At 69.3% G+C, this 19,827-nt stretch carries 19 protein-coding genes; 10 read left to right on the top strand and 9 right to left on the bottom strand.

All coding sequences use genetic code 11. From position 1 onward, the window contains the following. Positions 1–78 precede the first annotated feature (78 nt). The 3 genes from ABRP18_RS15575 to ABRP18_RS15565 all read right to left on the bottom strand — a co-directional run bounded on the left by ABRP18_RS15575 (position 79) and on the right by ABRP18_RS15565 (position 2,209). Positions 79–366, bottom strand: coding sequence for a hypothetical protein (locus tag ABRP18_RS15575; protein WP_045264425.1), 288 nt, complete (start codon positions 364–366; stop codon positions 79–81). Between the two features lie 62 nt (positions 367–428). After that, entirely contained in the window at positions 429–1,763 is a 1,335-nt protein-coding gene (locus ABRP18_RS15570) for an MFS transporter (protein WP_349885366.1), read from the bottom strand. 5 nt (positions 1,764–1,768) lie between these two features. Further along, the gene (locus ABRP18_RS15565; RefSeq protein WP_046747567.1) at positions 1,769–2,209 is read right to left on the bottom strand and encodes a MarR family winged helix-turn-helix transcriptional regulator; all 441 of its coding nucleotides are present in this window, start codon (positions 2,207–2,209) and stop codon (positions 1,769–1,771) included. A gap of 59 nt (positions 2,210–2,268) precedes the next feature. On the opposite strand from ABRP18_RS15565, the gene ABRP18_RS15560 reads away from it, so the two are divergent. The 5 genes from ABRP18_RS15560 (at position 2,269) to ABRP18_RS15540 (ending at position 7,070) form a co-directional block, all read left to right on the top strand. Next, entirely contained in the window at positions 2,269–3,006 is a 738-nt protein-coding gene (locus tag ABRP18_RS15560) for a copper homeostasis protein CutC (protein ID WP_058632928.1), read from the top strand. Between the two features lie 35 nt (positions 3,007–3,041). Then, a complete protein-coding gene (locus ABRP18_RS15555) occupies positions 3,042–3,893 on the top strand; it encodes an alpha/beta fold hydrolase (protein ID WP_046747569.1) in 852 nt (283 codons plus the stop codon). A gap of 263 nt (positions 3,894–4,156) precedes the next feature. Then, a complete protein-coding gene (locus ABRP18_RS15550) occupies positions 4,157–4,894 on the top strand; it encodes a DUF1684 domain-containing protein (protein ID WP_046747570.1) in 738 nt (245 codons plus the stop codon). A 38-nt stretch (positions 4,895–4,932) separates the two neighbouring features. After that, the gene (locus ABRP18_RS15545; RefSeq protein ID WP_046747571.1) at positions 4,933–5,982 is read left to right on the top strand and encodes a biotin/lipoate A/B protein ligase family protein; all 1,050 of its coding nucleotides are present in this window, start codon (positions 4,933–4,935) and stop codon (positions 5,980–5,982) included. 140 nt (positions 5,983–6,122) lie between these two features. Next, on the top strand, positions 6,123–7,070 hold the full coding sequence (locus ABRP18_RS15540; RefSeq protein WP_349885365.1) for a site-specific DNA-methyltransferase: 948 nt from the start codon (positions 6,123–6,125) through the stop codon (positions 7,068–7,070). A gap of 34 nt (positions 7,071–7,104) precedes the next feature. On the opposite strand, the gene ABRP18_RS15535 is transcribed toward ABRP18_RS15540, so the two are convergent. Beyond that, positions 7,105–7,674, bottom strand: coding sequence for a TetR/AcrR family transcriptional regulator (locus ABRP18_RS15535; RefSeq protein WP_113681567.1), 570 nt, complete (start codon positions 7,672–7,674; stop codon positions 7,105–7,107). A gap of 166 nt (positions 7,675–7,840) precedes the next feature. Between ABRP18_RS15535 and ABRP18_RS15530 the strand changes: the two genes are divergently transcribed. After that, complete coding sequence (locus ABRP18_RS15530; protein ID WP_349884983.1) at positions 7,841–9,148, top strand: MFS transporter; 1,308 nt, start codon at positions 7,841–7,843, stop codon at positions 9,146–9,148. Between the two features lie 29 nt (positions 9,149–9,177). Next, on the top strand, positions 9,178–10,686 hold the full coding sequence (locus ABRP18_RS15525; RefSeq protein WP_349884982.1) for a carboxylesterase family protein: 1,509 nt from the start codon (positions 9,178–9,180) through the stop codon (positions 10,684–10,686). Between the two features lie 24 nt (positions 10,687–10,710). Here the strand turns inward: ABRP18_RS15525 and ABRP18_RS15520 are convergent, their stop codons facing one another. The 3 genes from ABRP18_RS15520 to ABRP18_RS15510 are packed head-to-tail and all read right to left on the bottom strand — an operon-like array spanning position 10,711 to position 12,954. Continuing rightward, positions 10,711–11,058, bottom strand: coding sequence for a cupin domain-containing protein (locus ABRP18_RS15520; protein WP_349884981.1), 348 nt, complete (start codon positions 11,056–11,058; stop codon positions 10,711–10,713). Then, positions 11,055–12,458, bottom strand: coding sequence for an FAD-dependent oxidoreductase (locus ABRP18_RS15515; protein WP_349884980.1), 1,404 nt, complete (start codon positions 12,456–12,458; stop codon positions 11,055–11,057). The genes ABRP18_RS15520 and ABRP18_RS15515 overlap by 4 nt, the downstream gene beginning before the upstream one ends. A gap of 28 nt (positions 12,459–12,486) precedes the next feature. Continuing rightward, positions 12,487–12,954 carry an Lrp/AsnC family transcriptional regulator gene (locus tag ABRP18_RS15510; RefSeq protein ID WP_046747577.1) on the bottom strand — a complete coding sequence of 156 codons (468 nt, stop codon included), beginning with the start codon at positions 12,952–12,954 and terminating at the stop codon, positions 12,487–12,489. 99 nt (positions 12,955–13,053) lie between these two features. Between ABRP18_RS15510 and ABRP18_RS15505 the strand changes: the two genes are divergently transcribed. Next, the gene (locus tag ABRP18_RS15505) at positions 13,054–14,505 is read left to right on the top strand and encodes a gamma-aminobutyraldehyde dehydrogenase (protein ID WP_349884979.1); all 1,452 of its coding nucleotides are present in this window, start codon (positions 13,054–13,056) and stop codon (positions 14,503–14,505) included. A 26-nt stretch (positions 14,506–14,531) separates the two neighbouring features. Here ABRP18_RS15505 and ABRP18_RS15500 read toward each other — a convergent pair whose 3' ends face one another. Both ABRP18_RS15500 and ABRP18_RS15495 read right to left on the bottom strand, forming a co-directional pair. Then, positions 14,532–15,056, bottom strand: a complete 525-nt coding sequence (locus tag ABRP18_RS15500) for a GNAT family N-acetyltransferase (RefSeq protein WP_349884978.1) — start codon at positions 15,054–15,056, stop codon at positions 14,532–14,534. A gap of 51 nt (positions 15,057–15,107) precedes the next feature. After that, a complete protein-coding gene (locus ABRP18_RS15495; RefSeq protein ID WP_046747580.1) occupies positions 15,108–15,875 on the bottom strand; it encodes a M23 family metallopeptidase in 768 nt (255 codons plus the stop codon). Positions 15,876–16,859: 984 nt separating this feature from the next. Here ABRP18_RS15495 and ABRP18_RS15490 point away from each other — a divergent pair. After that, on the top strand, positions 16,860–18,386 hold the full coding sequence (locus tag ABRP18_RS15490; RefSeq protein WP_193761280.1) for an HNH endonuclease signature motif containing protein: 1,527 nt from the start codon (positions 16,860–16,862) through the stop codon (positions 18,384–18,386). 287 nt (positions 18,387–18,673) lie between these two features. Continuing rightward, positions 18,674–19,822, top strand: coding sequence for an ROK family transcriptional regulator (locus ABRP18_RS15485; protein ID WP_061015520.1), 1,149 nt, complete (start codon positions 18,674–18,676; stop codon positions 19,820–19,822). Positions 19,823–19,827 lie beyond the last annotated feature (5 nt).

The following is a 19,827-nucleotide window of genomic DNA, read 5'->3' as shown; positions in this document are numbered from 1 at the left end:
CGACACGGACAGCGCCACCGCTGTCACGGCCGTCGACTGGGGATGAGACGGCTGGCGGTGGCGCTGTCCTCGTGCCGCTCAGGCCGGTGGGGAATCCGGGTCGAGCGTCTTGAGGGTGTCCTCTTCGGCGGCGTTGTCGGCGTCGAGCTGGTCCTCGGTGTTCTCGTCGCCGCCGAGGGCCGCACGATGGCCCTGGCCGGCGTCGCCCTGGATGGCTCCTCCGGTGGACTCGCCGCGCGAGGCATCACCCTGGATGGCTCCGCCGGTGCCGTCGCCCTGGCCGGAGTCCTCGTCCGGTGCTCCGACTCCGGGTGCGCCCTCTGCCGGGTCCTGCGGGTGGGGGGTGCGTTCCGTGTTCTCGTCCATGCGACGACGCTACGTCGGGTGCGGCCCTCCGCAGAGGGCATTGACAAACAGGCCGAGGATGCTCAGTCGTCGGGGTCGCGCCGCTTGGCGGTGCGGATCGGCGTGGTCACGGCGGCCTCGTCGCTGAACTCGATCGGGTCGACCTCGATCACGCTGAGCGGGCGGGTCTCGTCGAGTGTGAGCAGGAAGCGGCGGTTCTCGTCGCGTCGCAGGCGCCCGGACGTCGCCACCCAGATCACGCCGATCGCACAGGCGACGAATCCGGCCGTGCCGCCGAGCATGATCGCAGCGCGCGGCCCGAACGTGTCGGCGACCCACCCCGCGATCGGAGCGCCCACCGGGGTCGAGCCCATGATCACCGCCATGTAGAGCGCGAGCACACGGCCGCGCAGGGCGGGATCGGTGGTGATCTGCACGTAGCCGTTGGCGGTGGTGAGCAGCGTCACGATCATGAAGCCGGTGAACGTCAGGGTCACGGCGTACGACGCGTAGCTGGGCATCACGGACGACACGAAGGCGGCGATCCTGAACCCGCCGGCAGCCAGGATCACCACCCGTACCCGGGCCCGGTCGCGACGTGCGGCCAGCAGGGCGCCGATCAGCGACCCGATGGCCAGCACCGAGCTGAGCACACCGTATCCGTCGGCTCCCGCACCGAACTCGAGTGCCATGGTCGAGGCGAAGATCGGGAAGTTCATGCCGAAGGCGCCGATCAGGAAGACCGTGACGAAGACGACCTTCAGGTCGCTGCGTCCCCATACGTACCGGAAGCCGGCTGCCAGGCCACCGCGGCTGCGGTTCTTCAGCCGAGGGGCGAGCAGGCTGCGCCGCATCAACAGGAGCGCGAGGAGCATCGCCAGGAAGGTCGCGGCGTTCACGATGAACACCCAGCCCGAGCCGATCGCCACGATCAGCAGGCCTCCGACGGCCGGCCCCACCATGCGGGCGAGGTTGAACGACGCCGAGTTGAGGGCCACCGCGTTCGAGGTGTCGCCGGTGGAGACCATGTCCGAGACGAACGCCTGCCTGGCCGGGGCGTCGAAGGCGTTCACGATGCCGAATCCGAGGGCGAACCCGAACATCATCGGCAGCGTCATGAGGTCGTTGAGCAGCAGCACACCGACCGCGATGGCCAGGGCCAGCAATGCCGACTGTGTCGCGAAGAGGATGTGCCGGCGGTCGAAGCGGTCGGCCACCCACCCTGTCATGCTCACGAGCACGAGGGGAGGCCCGAACTGCAGGGCCATGGTGACGCCCATCGCCGTGGCGTCGTTGTCGGTGAGCTCGGTGAGCACCACCCAGTCCTGCGCGGTGGCCTGCATCCATCCGCCGACGTTGGAGATCAGGGCGCCCGCGAACCAGATCCGGTAGTTGATGTTCGCGAACGAGCGGAACATGGCGCTCATCTCTCCACCACCCGCCGCATCAGGGCGCTCGCTTCGCGCAGTGTGGTCAGCTCGGCCTCGGTGTAGTCGACCTCGCGCAGCATGTCGGCCAGCAGCTCGTCGCGCCGGCGGATGGTCTCGACCACGATCTCGGCACCGGCCGGGGTGATGTCGACCTGCACGCGTCGCCGGTCGTCCTCGTCGGGGGTGCGCACGACGAAGCCCTGCTCCTCGAGGCCGTTGATCGTGCTCGTCATCGACGGCGCGGTCACGCGTTCGCGTTCGGCGAGGGTCGAGACCGTGCGTCGGCCGTTCATGCGCAGGTCGGCGAGCACCGCCAGCTGCGCGTCGCTCATCGAGTCGGCGGCGCGGGCGCAGCGGAGGCGGCGGGCCAGCCGGAACGTGGCCATGCGAAGGTCTGTGGCGGTGAGGCGGAGGGATTCATCAGACGCAGACATTACTTAGATAGCCTATCTAATTTTCCGGATGCCGTCGCGGCAGCGGGCACAATGGAGGGGTGACCCGAACGCTCGCCTTGGAAATCGCCGTGCAGGACCCCGCCGGAGTGCGCATCGCCAAGGAGGTCGGCGCGGCACGCGTCGAGCTCGCGACGGCTCTCGCCCTCGGTGGACTCACCCCGTCGCCCGCGACGATCGAGCTCGCCGTCGAGACGGCAGGGGTCGATGGCCCCGAGGTGCACGTGCTGATCCGCCCGCGCGCGGGCGGCTTCCACTACGACGACGACGAACTCGCCGTGGCCGAGCTCGATGTGCGCCGCGCGATCGCCGCCGGTGCTGCGGGCGTGGTCATCGGCGCCCTCGACGCCGAGGGGCGACTCGACCTGTTCGCCATGGCGCGCCTCCGAGATGCCGCAGCCGGCGCACCCGCGACGCTGCACCGCGCGATCGACGTGACGGCCGATCCGGTCGCGACGCTGCGGAGCGCCCGCGAGCTGGGCCTGCGTCGGGTGCTCACCTCGGGGGGAGCGTCGGCCGCGATCGACGGCATCGACACGTTGCGTGCGCTCGTCGCGGCCGCAGAGGGCGAGATAGAGATCATGGCGGGCAGCGGCGTCGATGTGGCGAGCGCTCCGCTGCTCGCAGCCGCGGGCGTGGACGCGATCCATTTCTCCGCGAAGCGTGCCGTGAACGAAGACGGCGGGGTGCGGATGGGGTCGGCCTCCGACGGGGTCGGCGGCTACGAGGTGACCGATCGCGACACCGCCTTCGCGATCCGCGACGCCCTTGCACGGTAGCCGCCTCTTCCGGTGATGGGTAGGCTCGCAGCGTGATGGATACCCGCGAGTTCACCGATGCCTATGGTGTCGACATCGTCTACGACGTCCATCCCGCCGAGGGGACCCCGCGCGGCGTGGTGCAGCTGCTGCACGGCGTCGGAGAGCATGCAGGGCGGTACGGTGCGCTGATCACCGCGCTCACGGCTGCCGGATTCCACGTCTACGCCGACGACCACCGCGGTCATGGCCGCACCGGCATCCGCCAGCACGGCGGCCCGGAGAAGCTCGGCCGTCTGGGCAAGGGCGGGCTGCGTGCGGCCGTGGAAGCCGTCTGGCAGCTGACGGGCATCATCCGCGAGGAGAACCCCGATCTGCCGCTCGTGCTGCTCGGGCACTCGTGGGGATCGTTCCTCGCACAGATGCTCGTCAACGAGCACCCGGACGCGTGGGACGCCGTGATCCTGTCCGGCTCTGCCCTGCGCATGCCGGGCTCACTGAACGCCGCTCCGCTGAATGCGCGCTGGGCAGGTGAGGGCGCGACCGGGCTGGAGTGGCTCAGCAGAGACCCCGCCGTGTGGACCGCGTTCGACGAGGATCCGCTGACCACCGATGTGCCGCTGCTCAAGCTGTTCGGCCCGATCGAGGCGGCGAAGCTGTACGGCCGCCCTGCCAAGGACCTGGGGCACGACATCCCGATGCTCCTGCTGGTCGGGCGGGACGACCCGGTGGGCGGACCGCGCAGCGTGCACAAGCTCGCCGACGAGTACCGCAACCGTTCAGGTCTCACCGACGTCACCACGCTCGTCTACCCCGACGCGCGCCACGAGATCTTCGCGGAGCTGCAGCAGGACGAGGTGCGCGCCGACGTGCTCGCCTGGCTCGACACGCACATCCCCGCACGCTGAGCTCCCGGCTCCACCGCCGAGACCCATGCTCCTCGTCCACACCCACTGTGGCGACCGCTCGCCGGGGTGGGTCTCGGCGGGGAGCGTGGGTCTGGGGCGAGATGTTCCCGCGTGGTGCGGATGTAACGCGACGTTACGCGCGGTGAAGGCGTGTGACACGGGCGTCTCGCGCGCCGCGGGGTCACCGTAGATTCGGGGCAATATTCCGCGCATGAGCGAGGAGTGCCCGCTCGGCGGCACCCCGCACGGGAGGGAGCGCTCCGATGAGCTTCGTGAAGGACTGGCAGGACTGGCACGCGTCCAGGGAGCGGTACGCGGGATCGGAGTACGGCCCGTCGGCACTCGAGTCGACGAACTGGCTCATCACGGAGGCCGCGGCCGTGGACGGCATCCCCGGGCTCTGGGCGCTCACCGGCGACGGCGGCATCCGCGGCAGCGAGCTGGGCCAGGCGGGATCCACCGTCACGCTGCGGGGCACGCAGAGCATCCGGCTCGGGCGCCGCGAGCTGCGCGTGTTCGAGCGCCACGGCACGATAGCGCTGCGTGTGCTGAATCCGGCTCGTCCGCAGCGCGAGTGGTTCACCGCGATCGATGCCTATGCCCCCGACGAGCGCTGGCGTCTGCCGGCTGTCTTCGAGGAGACACCCGACGAGCAGATCGTGATCACGTCGGTCGACGGCGATGCGCGGGAGACGCCCGTCGCCGGTCGGCTGCGCTTCGAGCTGGCGGGTGCGCCGCAGACGCTCACCGTGACCCGAGGTGCTCAGGGCGGGCTGAGCGCGGTGTTCGCAGACGGGACGAACGGCCTCGAGACCTACCGCTTCCGGTTCCTTCCGGTCGACGAACCGGCCGTGGACGGCACTGCCGTGATCGACTTCAACCGCGCCTATCTGCCGCCGTGCGCATTCTCCGACCAGTTCGTGTGCCCGCTGCCGCCCGCCGGGAATCGATACTCGACCCCGATCCGCGCGGGTGAGCGCGTCGTCGTGCTCGGAGGCTGACCCGCCGTAACAGGGGCTGCGCGCCTTAAGCTGGAACCGTGCACGGTGAATACAAGGTCCCAGGTGGAAAGCTGGTCGTCGTCGACCTCGAGATCGAGGACGACCGGATCTCCCGCTTCCGGCTCGCCGGCGACTTCTTCCTCGAGCCCGACTCGGCGCTGGACGACATCAACGCCGCCGTCGACGGACTGCCCGTGGAATCGGACGCGACGGCGATCGCCGCAGCCGTCCGCGCCGCGCTGCCCGACGGGGCCCAGCTGCTCGGGTTCACACCGGAGGCCGTCGGAACCGCGGTGCGTCGCGCACTCGTGACTGCCCCTGGGTGGCGCGACTTCGACTGGGAGATCGTGCACGAGAAGGCTGCGTCGCCGCGCATGAACCTCGCGCTCGACGAGGTGCTCACCTCTCGCGTCGGCGAGGGGCGTCGCCGTCCCACCCTGCGCATCTGGGAGTGGGACCAGTCGGCCGTGGTGATCGGATCGTTCCAGTCGTACCGCAACGAGGTCGACCCCGAGGGAGCTGCGAAGCACGGATTCGACGTCGTCCGTCGTATCTCGGGCGGTGGGGCGATGCTCATGGCCGCGGGGCAGATCATCACCTACTCGCTGTATGTGCCGGCATCACTCGTGGCGGGGATGACCTTCGCCGACTCCTACGCCTTCCTCGACGACTGGGTGCTGCAGGCGCTGCGTTCGCTCGGCATCGATGCCGTCTACCAGCCGCTCAACGACATCGCGAGCCCGACCGGCAAGATCGGCGGCGCCGCCCAGAAGCGGTTGGCGAACGGCGGAGTGCTCCACCATGCGACCCTGTCGTACGACATCGACGGTCAGGTGATGACCGAGGTGCTGCGCATCGGACGGGAGAAGCTCAGCGACAAGGGAACCGCCTCTGCCGCCAAGCGCGTCGACCCGCTGCGCAGCCAGACCGGCCTCGAGCGCGCGGAGATCATCGAACGGTTCAAGGACACCTTCCGCTCGCTGACCGACGCCGAGACCGGGTCGATCTCGGCCGACGAGTACGCCGCCGCCGAGGCGCTCGTCGAATCGAAGTTCGCCACCGAGGCCTGGCTGCATCGGGTGCCGTGACGGCGCCGGACACTCACCTCCCCCCTGCGGCGGACACCCCTGACGTCGTGTCAGACACCGTGTCCGTGCCGCAGCCGGTCGTGCCCCACCCAGTCGTGCCAGAGCCGGTCGTGCCGCAGCCGCTCGTACCGGGTGCGGTGATGATCGTCGAGGGCGACAACCTCGCCGTCGCCGCGACCCTGCCTTCCGGTTCGTTCACGCTCGTGTACCTGGACCCGCCGTTCAACACCGGCCGCACGCAGGAGCGTCAGGTGGTGACCGCACGGCGGACGTGGGCAACTCCTCAAGAATCGGTGCCGGCCACGGAACCGGTCCCGGGGATCCACGACCTCGGGGGAGTGACCGGCACGGATCTGCGGAGTTCTTCACCGGAGCCGGGAGAGACCGCGCCGGCCGCTGACACCGAGGTGCGGCACGGCTTCCACGGCCACGCCTACGAGCGGGTGCGCGGGATGCTGCGCGCCTATGACGACCGCTTCGACGACTACGGCTCGTTCCTGATGCCACGGCTCGAAGAGGCCTGGCGGTTGCTCGCCGACGACGGCACGCTGTACCTGCACCTCGACTACAGGGAGGCGCACTACGCGAAGGTCATGCTCGACGCGGTGTTCGGGCGGGACTGCTTCCTCAACGAGCTGATCTGGGCGTATGACTACGGCGCCAAGTCGCGCAGCCGCTGGCCCACCAAGCACGACACGATCCTGGTGTACGTGAAGAACCCTCGAGGGTACGTGTTCAACTCCGACGAGGTCGACCGCGAGCCGTACATGGCGCCTGGGCTCGTCACCGCCGAGAAGGCGGCGCGCGGCAAACTGCCGACCGACGTGTGGTGGCACACGATCGTGCCCACCACCGGTCGGGAGAAGACCGGCTATCCCACGCAGAAGCCCGAGGGGATCCTGCGGCGCATCGTCACGGCGTCGAGTCGTCCTGGCGACCGTGTGCTCGACCTCTTCGCGGGCAGTGGGACGACGGGAGCGGTGGCCTCGGCCCTCGGACGCGACGCCGTGCTGGTCGACGACAACCCCGAGGCCGTCAGGATCATGAAGACGCGGATGCCGCACGCCGAGGTGACGTCGCTTCGCTGAACCACACTCGGCCGGAGTGGCCGCGACCGTTCCGTCAGGAGGGGCGGAGCAGCACGAGGAACCGCTCGATCTCTGCGGCCATGTCGAGCGAGGGATCGAGCATCCACGCAGCCTGCAGCCCATCGGCCAAGGCATGCAGGGTGCGGACGACCCATGCCGGGTCGAGGTCGGCGCGGATCCGCCCCTGTTCTTGGTCGATGATGAGCTGAGCGCGGGTGAAGGTCTCGATGCGCTCGGTGCGCTCGCGGAAGTAGGCGTGGGCGGGGTGGGCAGGATCCCCGGCTTCGGCGGCCAACTGCGCGTAGAGCTGCACGAGACCGGGGACGGATGCGTTGTGACGGATGACCGCGAGGAACGCGGCCGAGGCGTCTTCGCCGGCGTACTGCTGCTCGTCGCGGTCGTCTCTGGCGCGGAGGATCGCGACGAACAGCTCCTCCTTGCTGCCGAAGTAGTGCAGCAGGCCCGCCGGGCTGAGTCCGGCGGCGTCCGCGATCTCCCGGACCGACGCCTTGCGGTAGCCGTGCTCGGCCACGACGGCGAGTGCGGCCTCGAGGATCTCCTCGCGCTTGGCGACGCCCTTCGCGTATGCCCCCCGTGTAGCCATCGCTCCAGGGTAACCGTCACGCTCGGATCACAAAAACCAAACAACGTTCGTGAAACGCTTGCGCGGACAGTCGACGATCTGTCAGCATGTCCGACGAATACCAAACACTGTTTGGTATTGACCTGATCACGCTCACCGACCCGATCACGCTCAACGAGGAGCCGACATGTCCGTGTCCCCGCTCGACCCCGCCGCTGAAATCGCCCCGACCGGCACCATCCGCGCCGTTCCGCCCGCCGCGGGGGCACCGGCGGCGAGTCCGCCCGCGAATCGGCGGCTGCTGCCCAGCTTGCTGATCGCCTCGCTGACCCTGTTCGCCACCTACGGCGGACTCATCGCGATCCTGCTGCCCAGCCAGGTGCTGATGATCGACGAGGCGAACAAGGTCGGCAACCTCGCCGTCGTGACCACGATCTCCTTCGTCTTCACGCTGTTCGCGCAGCCGATCGTCGGGGCGTTGAGCGATCGCACGCGCTCGCGGTTCGGACGCCGGGTGCCGTGGATGGTGCTCGGCGCGATCATCGGCGGCATCTTCCTGTTCGGCATGGGCTCGTTGACCGACATCCTCTGGATCACGGTGTTCTGGGTCATCATCCAGGTGGCGCTGAACTTCTTCCAGGCTCCGCTGACGGCCATCACCGCCGACAGGTTCCCGCGGTCGAAGCGCGGCGGCGCGAGCGCGATGATCGGTATCGGCACGCAGGTCGGCATGACGGTGGGCATCATGCTCGCCGGGGCGTTCGCCGCGCAGATCGGCATCGGCTACGCGGCGTTCGGCGGTGCCGTGATCGTGGCGGCGCTGCTGTTCGCCGTGGTGAACCGCGACTGGTCGTCGAAGCACGCCGCGGTGGCCCCGTTCCGATGGGGCGCCTTCTTCCGGGGCTTCTGGATCGACCCGCGCCGCCACCCCGACTTCGCCTGGGCGTTCGGGGCGCGGTTCCTGCTGATCCTCGGCTACTTCGTCGTCAGCTCGTACCAGCTCTACATGCTCACCGACTACATCGGGCTGCCCCTGGCGGAGGCCCAGGGCGCCGTCGTCACGCTCACCCTCGTGGCCTTCATCCCGACCCTGGTCGCCATCGGGCTCTCCGGGTGGTGGAGCGACAGGGTCGGGCGCCGCAAGGTCTTCATCTACGCTGCGTCCGTCGTGATGGTGGCAGGGCTGGCGATGCCGCTCCTGCAGCCGAACATGACCGGCATGATCCTGATGAGCATCATCAACGGCGTCGGGTTCGGGTTGTACATGTCGGTGGACGCCGCGCTGATGACCGAGGTGCTGCCGAACGAGGGCGTCTCCGCGGGGAAGGACCTCGGCATCCTGAACGTGGCGACCAACGTGCCGCAGGCCCTGAGCCCCGCGATCGGCGGTGTCATCATCACGGCGCTCGGAGGCTACGCGATGCTGTTCGTCTTCGCGATCGTGTTCGTGATCCTCGCCGCCGTGGCGACCGCGCCGATTAAGGGAGTGCGCTGATGACCGGGAACGACCGGGAGAATACTGTCATGACCGATACCGATTCCGAGACGACCGCCGACTTCGTCGAGGTGGCCACGGCCGCGGGACGAGTGCGTGGCCGCTGGCGTCCGACCACGGGAGGGCGGGGCAATGCCCGATCGGCGGCTTTCCTCGGAATCCCGTTCGCCGAAGCACCCATCGGTGCGCTGCGCTTCCAGGCGCCCGTGCCGAAGGCACCGTGGGAGGGCGTGCGCGATGCGCTCGAGTTCGCGGCGACCGCGCAGCGCGGAGACCCCGGCGTCACGCTCATCCCCGAGCCGAGCATCGAGGGTGACGCCACGCTCAACGTGAACGTGTTCACCCCGAACCCGAGCCGCGCGGGGCAGGGGGCCGGGCTCGCTGTGCTCGTGTGGATCCACGGCGGCGGCTACTTCGCGGGCTCGCCTGCCAGCCCCTGGTACGACGGCCGCAACTTCAACCGCGACGACGTCGTCACGGTCTCGCTCTCCTATCGGCTGGGCTTCGACGGCTTCGGCTGGATCGAGGATGCGCCCTCGAACCGTGGTGTGCGCGACTGGCTGCTCGCCCTCGAATGGGTGCAGCAGAACATCGCGGAGTTCGGCGGGGATCCGTCACGCGTCTCGATCGCCGGACAGTCCGCGGGCGGCGGTGCGGTGCTCACCCTGCTCGGCATGGAGCAGGCGCAACACCTGTTCCACGGCGTCTACGCGATCTCGGGCGCGCTCGCCGATGTGAGTGCCACCCGGTCGGAGGCCTTCGGGCGTGCGCTCGCCGCGGCGGCGGGGGTCGAGCCGACCGTGGCTGGGTTCTCGTCGCTGCGCGAAGAACGCATCCTCGAACTGCAGAAGAAGGCCACGGAGCTCGGTCCCTCGTCCCTGGGCAGCGTGATCGACGAGGGGCTCCCGCTCGGGCCGACGGTCGACGGTGATCTGCTGCCGCGCTCCACGCGCGAGGCTTTGCGGGCCGGCGTCGGCGCGGACAAGCCGCTCGTCCTCGGGGCGACGGACGACGAGTTCACGATGGTCCTCTCCGGGGCCGAGAAGAAGCTGCGCTGGGTGCCGAGGTCGATCCTGCTGAACAAGCTGGGACTGCCGAAAGCCGTACGGAGGGAATACCTCGACGCGAACGCCGACATCGCCGGCCTCGGCAAAGCGCGCCTGGGCGGGCGTCTGCTGACCGACCGGATGTTCCGGACGGCGCTGCTGAACGTGCTCGCCGACCGCGGCTCGGCACCCACCTGGCTGTACCGGTTCTCCTGGCCGTCAGGGCACTTCGGCTTCGCCGAGCACTGCCTCGACGTGCCGTTCTTCTTCGACTGCCTCGACGGCCCCGCCATGGAGCCACTCGCCGGACCGAACCCTCCGCAGGAGCTGGCTGACGAGGTGCACGGAGCGGCCGTCGCGTTCATCACCGGAGGTGACCCCGGGTGGCCGCGCCATCGGGGTGCCGTGGGCATCGCCCGGGTCTACGACGTGCCGACGCGCGACGTCGCCGATGCCTACGCGTCCGTGCGTCCGCTGCTGCGCGCGACCTGATTCGAGAGCGCCCGCGGTGCGGACTCAGGCGACGTAGATCTTGCGGAGGGTCTCGGTGACGGTCCAGGTCGTGCGCATTCCCTCGGCGAGACGCACGACGGAGCCGGGTCCGACCTCCAGATCGGGCAGCCCGGACGAGGCGAATGCGATCGTGGCGTGACCCGACAGCACCACGAACACCTCATCGGCCTCGGTGTCGGTCGCGGTGCCTGGCGTCATCTCCCAGACGCCGATCTCGATGCCGCCCAGCGTCGCCAGCTCGCGGATCGCGGTCGTCGGCGTGCCGGAGAGCACGTCGTCGGAGGGCAGCGGCTCATGCGCGAGGGGCAGGGACCCGACCTCCACCGCACTCCCCGCGGCGAGACCGTTCACGAGTCGAAGCCCATGCCGACGGCGTCGAGCGCCTTGAGGAACAGGTTGCGCCTGCCCTGGTTGTGGTCGGCCTGGTTCATGGCGGCGCGCACGAGATTGACGCCGATCGACGCCGCGGGCTCCGGCGGGAACGGGATGGGCTTCTCACGTACCATCCGAAGCTCCGTGCGCTCCGTCTGCTCCCCGGACAGCTTGTCGAGCATGACGTCGGCGGCGAAACGCGCCGCGCCGACCCCCAGGCCCGTGAAGCCGGTCGCGTACGCCACGCGTCCCTTGCGGGCAGTGCCGAAGAACGCGCAGAAGCGGCTCGACGAGTCGATGGCTCCCGCCCAGCGGTGCGTGAATCGGAGACCCTCCAACTGTGGGAAGGTCGTGAAGAAGTGGGAGGCGAGCTTGCGGTGGCTCTCGATGCGGTCCTCGTACTCCGCACGCACCTTGCCGCCGAAGTGGTAGATCGCGTCGTAGCCGCCGAACAGGATGCGGTTGTCCCCGGTGAGCCGGTAGTAGTGGAACTGGTTGGCGCTGTCGGCCAGACCCTGACGATTCGACCATCCGATGGATGCCAGCTGCGCGGTCGAGAGCGGCTCGGTCATCAGCACGTAGTCGTACACCGGAACGGTCATCAGCCGGTTGCGCTTGAGGAGCGAGGGGAAGACGTTGGTGCCGAGGGCGACGGCGTCCGCGACCACACGGCCGTCCGGAGTGACCAGGGTGATCGGACCGGACCCGTCGCCCTCGATCGCGCGGACGATGCTGTGCTCGTGGATCTCGACGCCGAGGTCGGCGGCCACGCGTGCCAGCTCGACGCCGAGCTTGGCGGGGTGCACCATGGCGCAGCCGTCGCGATCCCAGTCTCCGGCGAGGAAGGTCTCCGAGTGCACCTCGGCCTGCACGGCTTCGCGGTCGAGGAAGCCGGGCTCTTCGCGATACCAGTCCACCTGGTGCGGCTCGACGGCGACCGCCAGCTGACCCGTGCGCTCGAACTCCGCATCCATGCCGTACCGCTCGACCGTCTCACCGATCCCATCGAGGTTCGCGTGGCCCAGCTCCTCGAGCCGATCGATCTCCTCCGGCCATCGGTTGACGCCGTTCTCATGGCCGTGGGTGAGGCTCGACTCGCAGAATCCGCCGTTGCGCCCGGAGGCGGCCCAGACGATGCGCGAGGCTTCGAGCAGGACGACACGACGTTCGGGGTCGCGTTCCTTGGCGCGCACCGCGGTCCACAGTCCGGCGTACCCTCCGCCGACGATGGCGAGGTTGGCACGGACAGTGCCGTTCAACGGCGGGTGCGTCGGCCGCTCGACGTCGTCGAGCCAGAACACCCGCAGGGCGGTGTCCCGGAGCGAGGCGTCGATGACGCTCGCTGAAGGTCGCTGGCGTTCGAAGACGGTGGTGCCCATCGTTCTCTCCGTTCCTCGGAGGCTCGCGTCAGCGCGTGCCCCAGTTGTAGAGGTCCTTGTACAGGCCGGCGTAGAGCAGGCTCTCGGTGTGCGTGATGCCGGGGATCGTGCGGATGCGGGTGGCGATGAGTTCGATGAGGTGCTCGTCGTTCTCGCACACCGCCTCGACGAGGATGTCGAAGGTGCCGAGCGTCACGACCACGTAGGCCAGCTCAGGGATCGTTGTGAGCTCCTGCGCGATCTCGCGCGGGTTGCCGGAGACTCGGATGCCGATCATCGACATGCGGTGGAAGCCGAGCTGCATCGGATCGGTGACCGCCACGATCTGGATGATGCCCGCCTCGGTCATCCGCTGCACACGCTGACGAGCGGCGGCTTCGCTCAGCCCGACCTCCCGCGCGATCTCGGCGTAGGGGCGGCGGCCGTCCTCCTGCAGCAGTTCGACGATGCGCTTCGAGATGTCATCAAGGGCAGGCTGGGACGGCTTCGTGCTCATGTGTCGATATTGTCAGTCGATGTGTGATCCCGCAACTGATTCAGTCGAGTCTACGGGAGGTATCTTCAGATTCCGCAGGGATGTCGATACCATGACCCCATGTCGACTCATCTTCTGAAGGATTCAGCGCCGTTGCAGAACTTCATCGGCGGACAGTACGTGCCCGCACACGGCGCCGGTCGGATGCCGCTTCTGGATCCTGTCACGGAAGACGCGTACGGCGAGCTCCCGGTGTCGGACGTCACCGACGTCGATGCCGCCTACGCAGCTGCGGCTGCGGCCTTCCCGATCTGGCGCGACACCACGCCAGGGGAGCGGCAGCTGGCGCTCTTCCGCATCGCCGACGAGATGGAGTCGCGCGCAGACGAGTTCGCCGACCTCGAGTCGCAGGACACCGGCAAGCCGCGCGCGAGCCTGGTCTCGGACGAGATCATGCAGTCGATCGACCAGCTGCGCTTCTTCGCGGGTGCCGCCCGCAGCCTCGAGGGCAGGGCCGCGGGGGAGTACCTCGCCGGACACACCTCGTTCGTGCGTCGCGAGCCGGTCGGTGTGATCGGCCAGGTGACCCCGTGGAACTACCCGCTGAACATGGCGGTGTGGAAGACCGCGCCCGCGCTCGCCGCCGGCAACACGGTCGTGCTGAAGCCCGCCGAGTCGACACCGCTCACGACGCTGCTTCTCGCCGAGATCGTCGCGCTGCACACGCCGGTGGGCACCCTCAACGTGGTGCTCGGCGACCGCGACACCGGTGTCGCCCTGGTGGACCACCCCACGCCGCAGATGGTCGCGATCACGGGTTCGGTGCGGGCGGGCATGGCCGTCGCACGCTCGGCGGCGAACGACGTCAAGCGGGTGCATCTCGAACTCGGCGGCAAGGCTCCGGCGATCGTGTTCGCCGACGCCTCGATCGAGAAGGCCGTCGAGGGCATCACCACCGGCGCCTTCTTCAACGGCGGACAGGACTGCACCGCCGCCACCAGGGTGCTGGTGCACGCCTCACTCCACGATGAACTGGTCGCCGCGCTGGTCGCGAGGGCGCAGACGCACGCCCGCACCGGGGGGCCGCGCGAGGAGGGTGTGCTCTACGGGCCGCTGAGCAGCGCGGCCCAGCTCGCACAGGTGCAGGGCTTCATCGACCGCCTCCCCGCGCACGCGACGATCGAGACCGGTGGACGCCGCCAGGGAGATCGCGGCTACTTCTGGGAGCCCACCATCATCTCCGGTGTGCATCAGGACGACGAGGTCGTGCAGGGTGAGATCTTCGGACCCGTTCTCACGGTGCAGTCGTTCACCGAGGACGCCGAGGCCCTGGGGATGGCCAACGACGTGCCCTATGCGCTCGCCGCCTCGGTGTGGACGACCGATCATGCTCGAGCGATGCGCTTCTCGCGCGACCTCGACTTCGGGTGCGTATGGATCAACACGCACATCCCGTTCGTGTCGGACATGCCCCACGGCGGATTCAAGCACTCCGGCTACGGCAAGGACCTCTCGCAGTACGGCTTCGACGACTACACGCGCATCAAGCACGTGATGAGTGCGCTCGACTGAAGGGGCCGGCGAGGGGCCCCGGGCGCTCAGGGGGCGAGCTGCTTCACGCGACGGTGCTCACGCAGGGTGAGCTGGGGGCGCTCCTCGATCTTGACCGCGCCGTCCTCGTCCCAGCCGTGGCGTGCGTAGAACGCATCCGCGCGATCGTTCCCATCGAGCACCCACAGGTACGCGCGTGCGTACCCGGCCTCGGCGATCCGCTGCTCCGCCGCCTCGAGCAGGGCGTGGCCCGCACCCGTCGACCAGGCGGCGGGGTCTGCGTAGATGCCGTAGACCTCGCCGTCGGCGAGCCCGTCGGGGTCGCGGCCGGAGCCCAGCGATGCCCAGCCGACCAGGCGGTCGCCCCGCACGGCGACGAGGGTGCCGAGGCCCGTGGGCAGCGGCTCCGCGATGATGCGCCGCCAACTCTCGGCTCGCTCCTCGACGGACAGTCCGTCGAGGACGGACTGATCGATGAGTCCACGGTAGGCCGCCTGCCAGGAGCGGACGTGCACGCCGGCGATGCTGTCGGCATCTTCGGCGCGGGCGTCGCGGATCACCAGCGGAGTCATCCATCCAGCCTAGGGGGATCGCCGTGGCCGGAGGGGGGTGGACGCTGCGGGTCAGCTCACGTTCTTCTTGAGCCAGGGCAGGGGATCCACGGCGACGGTGTTGATGTGGACCTCGAAGTGCAGGCACGACCCGAAGACGTAGCCGGTCGATCCGACGTCTCCGATGTACTGGCCTTCGTCGACGCAGTCGCCGACCTCGACAGCCCGGCTTCCGTAGGTCATATGCGAGTAGACGGTGCTCACGGCCTGTCCGTCGACGATGCTCTCGATCTGGATCGTCACGCCGTAGCCCTGGTAGCTCTCCGTCGATCGGGAGACGCAGCCCTTCATGGCGGCGTTGATCGGAGTGCCGACCGGCGCGGCGAAGTCCTGTCCGAGGTGCGATCGACCCGGTCGTGAGGCGCCGAACCCGTCGGTGAAGGAATATGTTCCGTCGGCCATCGGCATCACGATGCGTCCGGCGAGGGGGATGTCCAGCGCGCTTCCCAGCGGCATGCCTGCGGCGATCGCGGCGGCCGCGGCACGGGAGCGCGTCTCCTTGATCTCCTCGGGCGTCGTCGCCGAGAAGTTGCCGCGCGGGGCGATCTCCGCCCGGATCTCGTTCTTCGATGTGTAGGACTGGGACATTCCGTCGGCAAGAGTCGAGACGGGGGCGCTGGCAGCAGCCGCGGGGCCGCTGGTGGGGTTCAATGCAGGAAGCGCGGCTCCGGTGATCAGGACCCCGATCGCCAGGGTGGCGCCGAGCGCCTTGGACTTCGCCCACGTGCGCTTCTCGCGGCGGACCCGGGTCTGAGGAGTCGACGCCGCGCGAGGAGCCATGTGTCGGGGGCGCAGGCGAGGATCCCAGGAACGGGGGCCCTGTGTTGCCTGGGGCTGGGGGTCCGTGGTCTGGGGCTGTGTTGCCTGGGACTGCGTTGTCTGGGGTGCCGCGGTCTGGGGTGCCGCGGTCTGGGGTGCCGTCGTCTGGGGCTGCGTTGCGCGCGGTGCCGTCGCTGGGGTCGGCTTCGTCTGAGACCGTGCCTGAGTCTGCGTCGCCTGCGAGTGGAGGGCTGTCTCGTCCTGGGTCGAGTCCGCGGCTGCGGTCGCTGTGTGAGCTGCCGCGGCTCTGCGGCGTGCGCGCGAGGACCTGAGTGACGGGGCGACAGGCGCGACGTCTGCGTCGAGCGCGAGGTCGGCTGCGGGTGCGGGGTCTGCTTCGGGTGCGGGGCGGGCTTCGGGTGCGAGGCGGGCTTCGGGCACGAGGGCTTCGGCGGACGAAGAGGTCGCGTCGGCGAGGGGGAGCGTGTCGGCGGCGTTCGACGGAAGGGGGGAGTGCGCGTCTGCGGTCGCCTGGCGTCGACGATGACGACGGAGAAGCGGTCGAGTCGGATCGGGGACTTCTGTCGGAGCTTCCGAGGCTTCGTGAGCGCGCTCGGGGGGCAGGGAATTCGTGACGGGATCCTTCCGGGAGGCAGATGTACGCGGCGGTCGATCCCCCCGGATGCCACCGTTACCGATCTGTAATTTAATTCGTGAACTCGCGAGCGTCAAATCGAGATCGGACACGTCGGCATCGATGTGGCCTTCGCCGTGCTCTGTCGTCCATCGATATCCGCGGAGAGCGTGACGCCAGGGGGTGTGTCGATTCTGCATCCGGTGCGGAGTGCTCGGGGTGCCCTGGCTTCTCGGTGCGCGGCAGCTGTGGAGTACTCCCAGTCCACCGGCTTCGTGGAGTGTTGGAGGCCTCTATCTGTGTTCTGGAATACTGCTCTGAACTGGGCTTATCCCGGGATGAATGTCGGTGGCCCCGAGTTGACTTCGGGTATGAACACTCCTGTGGATGCGCTCATCCAAGTCGTCGCCGACCTGGATGCGGTGCTGCGTTCCGAGGCGGTGGTGGGTTTGAGTGACGCATCGAAGATGGAGCTGCTGCGAATGGCGGGCGAAGCGCAGCGGCGCGTGGAGGCCGTGGTGGTGGAGGTTGTCGCATCGGTGGAGTCACGCCCAGCGGGTTCGGGCGACCTCGCGTTCTGCGGCCTCTTCGGGTGCCGAACGGTCGGCGAGCTTCTGCAGCGGGTGCTGCGGGTGGATGCGACGGGTGCCACCCGGGTCGTGAAGGCCGCGAGGGCGGTGCGGCGGGAGGTCGATCTGACGTCGGGCGGCTGGCTGCCGTCACGGTGGCCGGCATTGCGCGCGTCCCTCCTCGACGGGACGGTGGGGGTCGACGGGGTTCTCGCGGCGATCGGTCCGATCGAACGGGCCGGCGCCAGGGTGGGGACGGCGGACAGGTTGCGGGCCGATGCGGAGTTGGCGGCGTATGCGCGCGGGCTTCCGGTTGCCGAGCAGCGCGCGGATGACCACGGCGGTGCGGAGTCGGGGGTCGACGACGACACCGCTCCTCCGGCGACTCCGGAAGACCTGCGGGTGCTGGCGCAGGTGATGATGCAGTATCTCGATCCGGATGGTGCCGAGCCTGCGGACGAGATCGCCATGCGGGCGCGGGGGATCGTCCTCGGTCGGGCCAAGGACGGGGTGATCCCGATCCGGGGTGGGCTGCTCCCCGAGGTCGCAGGACAGCTGCGACGCCTCTTCGACGCGTACCTGAACCCGAAGGTCGACGGCCCGCCGCAACCTGGTGTCGCTTTCCGGCCCTCCGACACGGCGCGCACCTCTTCGCCGGAGGTCGAGGGGGCGGATGATGGCTTCCTGCCATCCGAGGACCCGGTGCGGACGATCGACCCCCGGACGCGCGCGCAGAAGCAGCACGACACGCTCGCCGCCGTGCTCTCCATCGCTGCACGTCACGATGACACGCCCCGCCTGGGAGGTGCCGCACCGACGCTGGTCGTCACCGTCACCGCCGAGGACTACGCCACCGGTTCCGGATGGGCTCGCATCGAAGGGATCGACACCCCCGTGTCCACCGGAGTCGCCGCGCACACCGCGTGCGGGGGCGGCGTGCAGCGGGTCCTGTTCGACCCGGCTGGGCGCATCATCGGAATCCACGCCTCCGACCGCATCTTCAACGCCCATCAACGTCGGGCGATCACTCTCCGCGACCGTGAATGCCTCATCCCCGGCTGCCATGTGCCCGCGGCCTGGTGCGAGATCCATCACGTGGACGAGCACGCCCGCGGTGGAGCGACTCATACCGACAACGGCGTCGCGCTGTGCTGGCACCACCACCGAACCCTCCCCACCAGTGGATGGGAGATCCGGATGCGACATGGCACCCCTTCCGTCCGCGGCCCTGCCTGGTGGGATCCGAGCCGGCGATGGCGAACACCACGACCGACCAGCGCTGCTCGTTCCGGACCGACGGTTCGACGCAAGGAGCTGCTGCGGACATGAAACCCGGTGGCAGCGGAACCTTTGGTGATGGTGGCAGTGGAGGTGGAGGTGGAGGTGGAGGTGGAGGTGGAGGTGGTGGAGGAGGAGATGTGCCTGTGCCTGTGCCTGTGCCTGTGCCTGTGCCTGTGCCTCTGCCGGCGCCGGTGCCTGGTTCTGCGCGCATGCGGTCCGACGGAATCGGTCCGGGGTGTCGACTGGTGCGACACGATGTGGCATGCTTGCGGGCACTGCGCCCGGCACAGCCAGTGGTGCACGACGCGACGAAGAGAGGCGACCCCGCAACCCCTATGTCCAGACCACTCGCGGGACCGCAGGGCCTGCTCCGCACGCTCAACGGCCGCGCGATCCTCGAAGCTCTCGCGCGCAGCGGTCCGCAGACCCGTTCGGACCTGATGTCGACCACCGGACTCTCACGGACGGCGGTGACCCAGGTGCTGCGGATGCTCGAGAATGCCGGTGCCGTCGCCCCCGCGGGCATCGACCGTGACACGAGGGGTCCTGCTGCAGGACGCGTCGCCCTGCACCCCCGGCTCGGTTTCGCCGCGGCGGTGCACGTCGATCATCACGCCGCCCACGTCGTGCTGGTCGACGCGACCGGCACTGTGCAGGCGGAGGAACACGGGCCCTTCGCCGAAACGGATGACCGCGTGGCCCACATCGTCGGGCTCGTGGAACGCTGCCGGCGCTCGGTGAATGCGGCGAAAGCGGCCGTGCACCTGGCGGTGGTCGGAGTCCCCGGCATCGTCACGGCGGACGGAGGCATCCGAGACGACTTCGGCCCCGACGGCGGCCTCTTCCGCTCGGCTCTTTCCACGGCCCTGGACTGCCCCGTCCGCGTCGAGAACGACGTCAACCTCGCAGCCCTCGCCGAGCTCACGGGCGGTGAAGGCGGCACGCTCGCGAGCTTCGCGCTGCTGCTGCTCGACGACGGGCTCGGTGCAGGCATCGTCATCGACGGGGAACTCCACCGCGGGTTCTCCGGCGTCGCAGGCGAAGTCATGTACTTGCCGCAGACGCCCATCCCGATCGGTGCGCCCCTCGCCGGCGACGCGGTGGTCGGAGACCTGGCTCTCGGCGTCGGACGAGACCCCGATGCGTCGCTCGACGACCATCTGGAAGCAGCCGAGCGCGGAGACGAGGCGGCTGTCCAGATCGTGTCAGAGCTCGCCCGCCGCATCGTCCTCGTCGCGGGCACCGTGGGGCTGGTGCTCGACCCCGAGGCGTTCATCCTCAGCGGCAAGGCCGCACACCCGGCCCTCGTCGCCGCGATCGAGCGCATCGCCGCCGAGTACGAGGCGCAGCTTCCGCTCCGGTTCCTGGTCTCGTCGTTCGGCACCGAGGCTCCGCTCATCGGTGCGGTCGACCAAGCCGCGGCAGCGCTCCGCAGCGACCTCTTCAGCCGCATCCTCACGCCCGCACCCAAGGGTGGCCGCTGAACGAC

This window comes from Microbacterium sp. WHRI 7836 (assembly GCF_040223885.2).
Taxonomy (GTDB): Bacteria; Actinomycetota; Actinomycetes; order Actinomycetales; family Microbacteriaceae; genus Microbacterium; species Microbacterium oxydans.
Note: the sequence above shows the minus strand (reverse complement) of the source record. Positions and strands in the feature narration are given on the sequence as shown.

Coding starts and splice junctions, on each gene's coding strand:
- ABRP18_RS15575 (WP_045264425.1), bottom strand. CDS start 366: ATGGACGAGAACACGGAACGCACCCCCCACCCGCAGGACCCGGCAGAG.
- ABRP18_RS15570 (WP_349885366.1), bottom strand. CDS start 1,763: ATGTTCCGCTCGTTCGCGAACATCAACTACCGGATCTGGTTCGCGGGC.
- ABRP18_RS15565 (WP_046747567.1), bottom strand. CDS start 2,209: ATGTCTGCGTCTGATGAATCCCTCCGCCTCACCGCCACAGACCTTCGC.
- ABRP18_RS15555 (WP_046747569.1), top strand. CDS start 3,042: ATGGATACCCGCGAGTTCACCGATGCCTATGGTGTCGACATCGTCTAC.
- ABRP18_RS15550 (WP_046747570.1), top strand. CDS start 4,157: ATGAGCTTCGTGAAGGACTGGCAGGACTGGCACGCGTCCAGGGAGCGG.
- ABRP18_RS15540 (WP_349885365.1), top strand. CDS start 6,123: ATGATCGTCGAGGGCGACAACCTCGCCGTCGCCGCGACCCTGCCTTCC.
- ABRP18_RS15535 (WP_113681567.1), bottom strand. CDS start 7,674: ATGGCTACACGGGGGGCATACGCGAAGGGCGTCGCCAAGCGCGAGGAG.
- ABRP18_RS15530 (WP_349884983.1), top strand. CDS start 7,841: ATGTCCGTGTCCCCGCTCGACCCCGCCGCTGAAATCGCCCCGACCGGC.
- ABRP18_RS15525 (WP_349884982.1), top strand. CDS start 9,178: ATGACCGATACCGATTCCGAGACGACCGCCGACTTCGTCGAGGTGGCC.
- ABRP18_RS15515 (WP_349884980.1), bottom strand. CDS start 12,458: ATGGGCACCACCGTCTTCGAACGCCAGCGACCTTCAGCGAGCGTCATC.
- ABRP18_RS15510 (WP_046747577.1), bottom strand. CDS start 12,954: ATGAGCACGAAGCCGTCCCAGCCTGCCCTTGATGACATCTCGAAGCGC.
- ABRP18_RS15505 (WP_349884979.1), top strand. CDS start 13,054: ATGTCGACTCATCTTCTGAAGGATTCAGCGCCGTTGCAGAACTTCATC.
- ABRP18_RS15500 (WP_349884978.1), bottom strand. CDS start 15,056: ATGACTCCGCTGGTGATCCGCGACGCCCGCGCCGAAGATGCCGACAGC.
- ABRP18_RS15495 (WP_046747580.1), bottom strand. CDS start 15,875: ATGGCTCCTCGCGCGGCGTCGACTCCTCAGACCCGGGTCCGCCGCGAG.
- ABRP18_RS15490 (WP_193761280.1), top strand. CDS start 16,860: ATGAACACTCCTGTGGATGCGCTCATCCAAGTCGTCGCCGACCTGGAT.
- ABRP18_RS15485 (WP_061015520.1), top strand. CDS start 18,674: ATGTCCAGACCACTCGCGGGACCGCAGGGCCTGCTCCGCACGCTCAAC.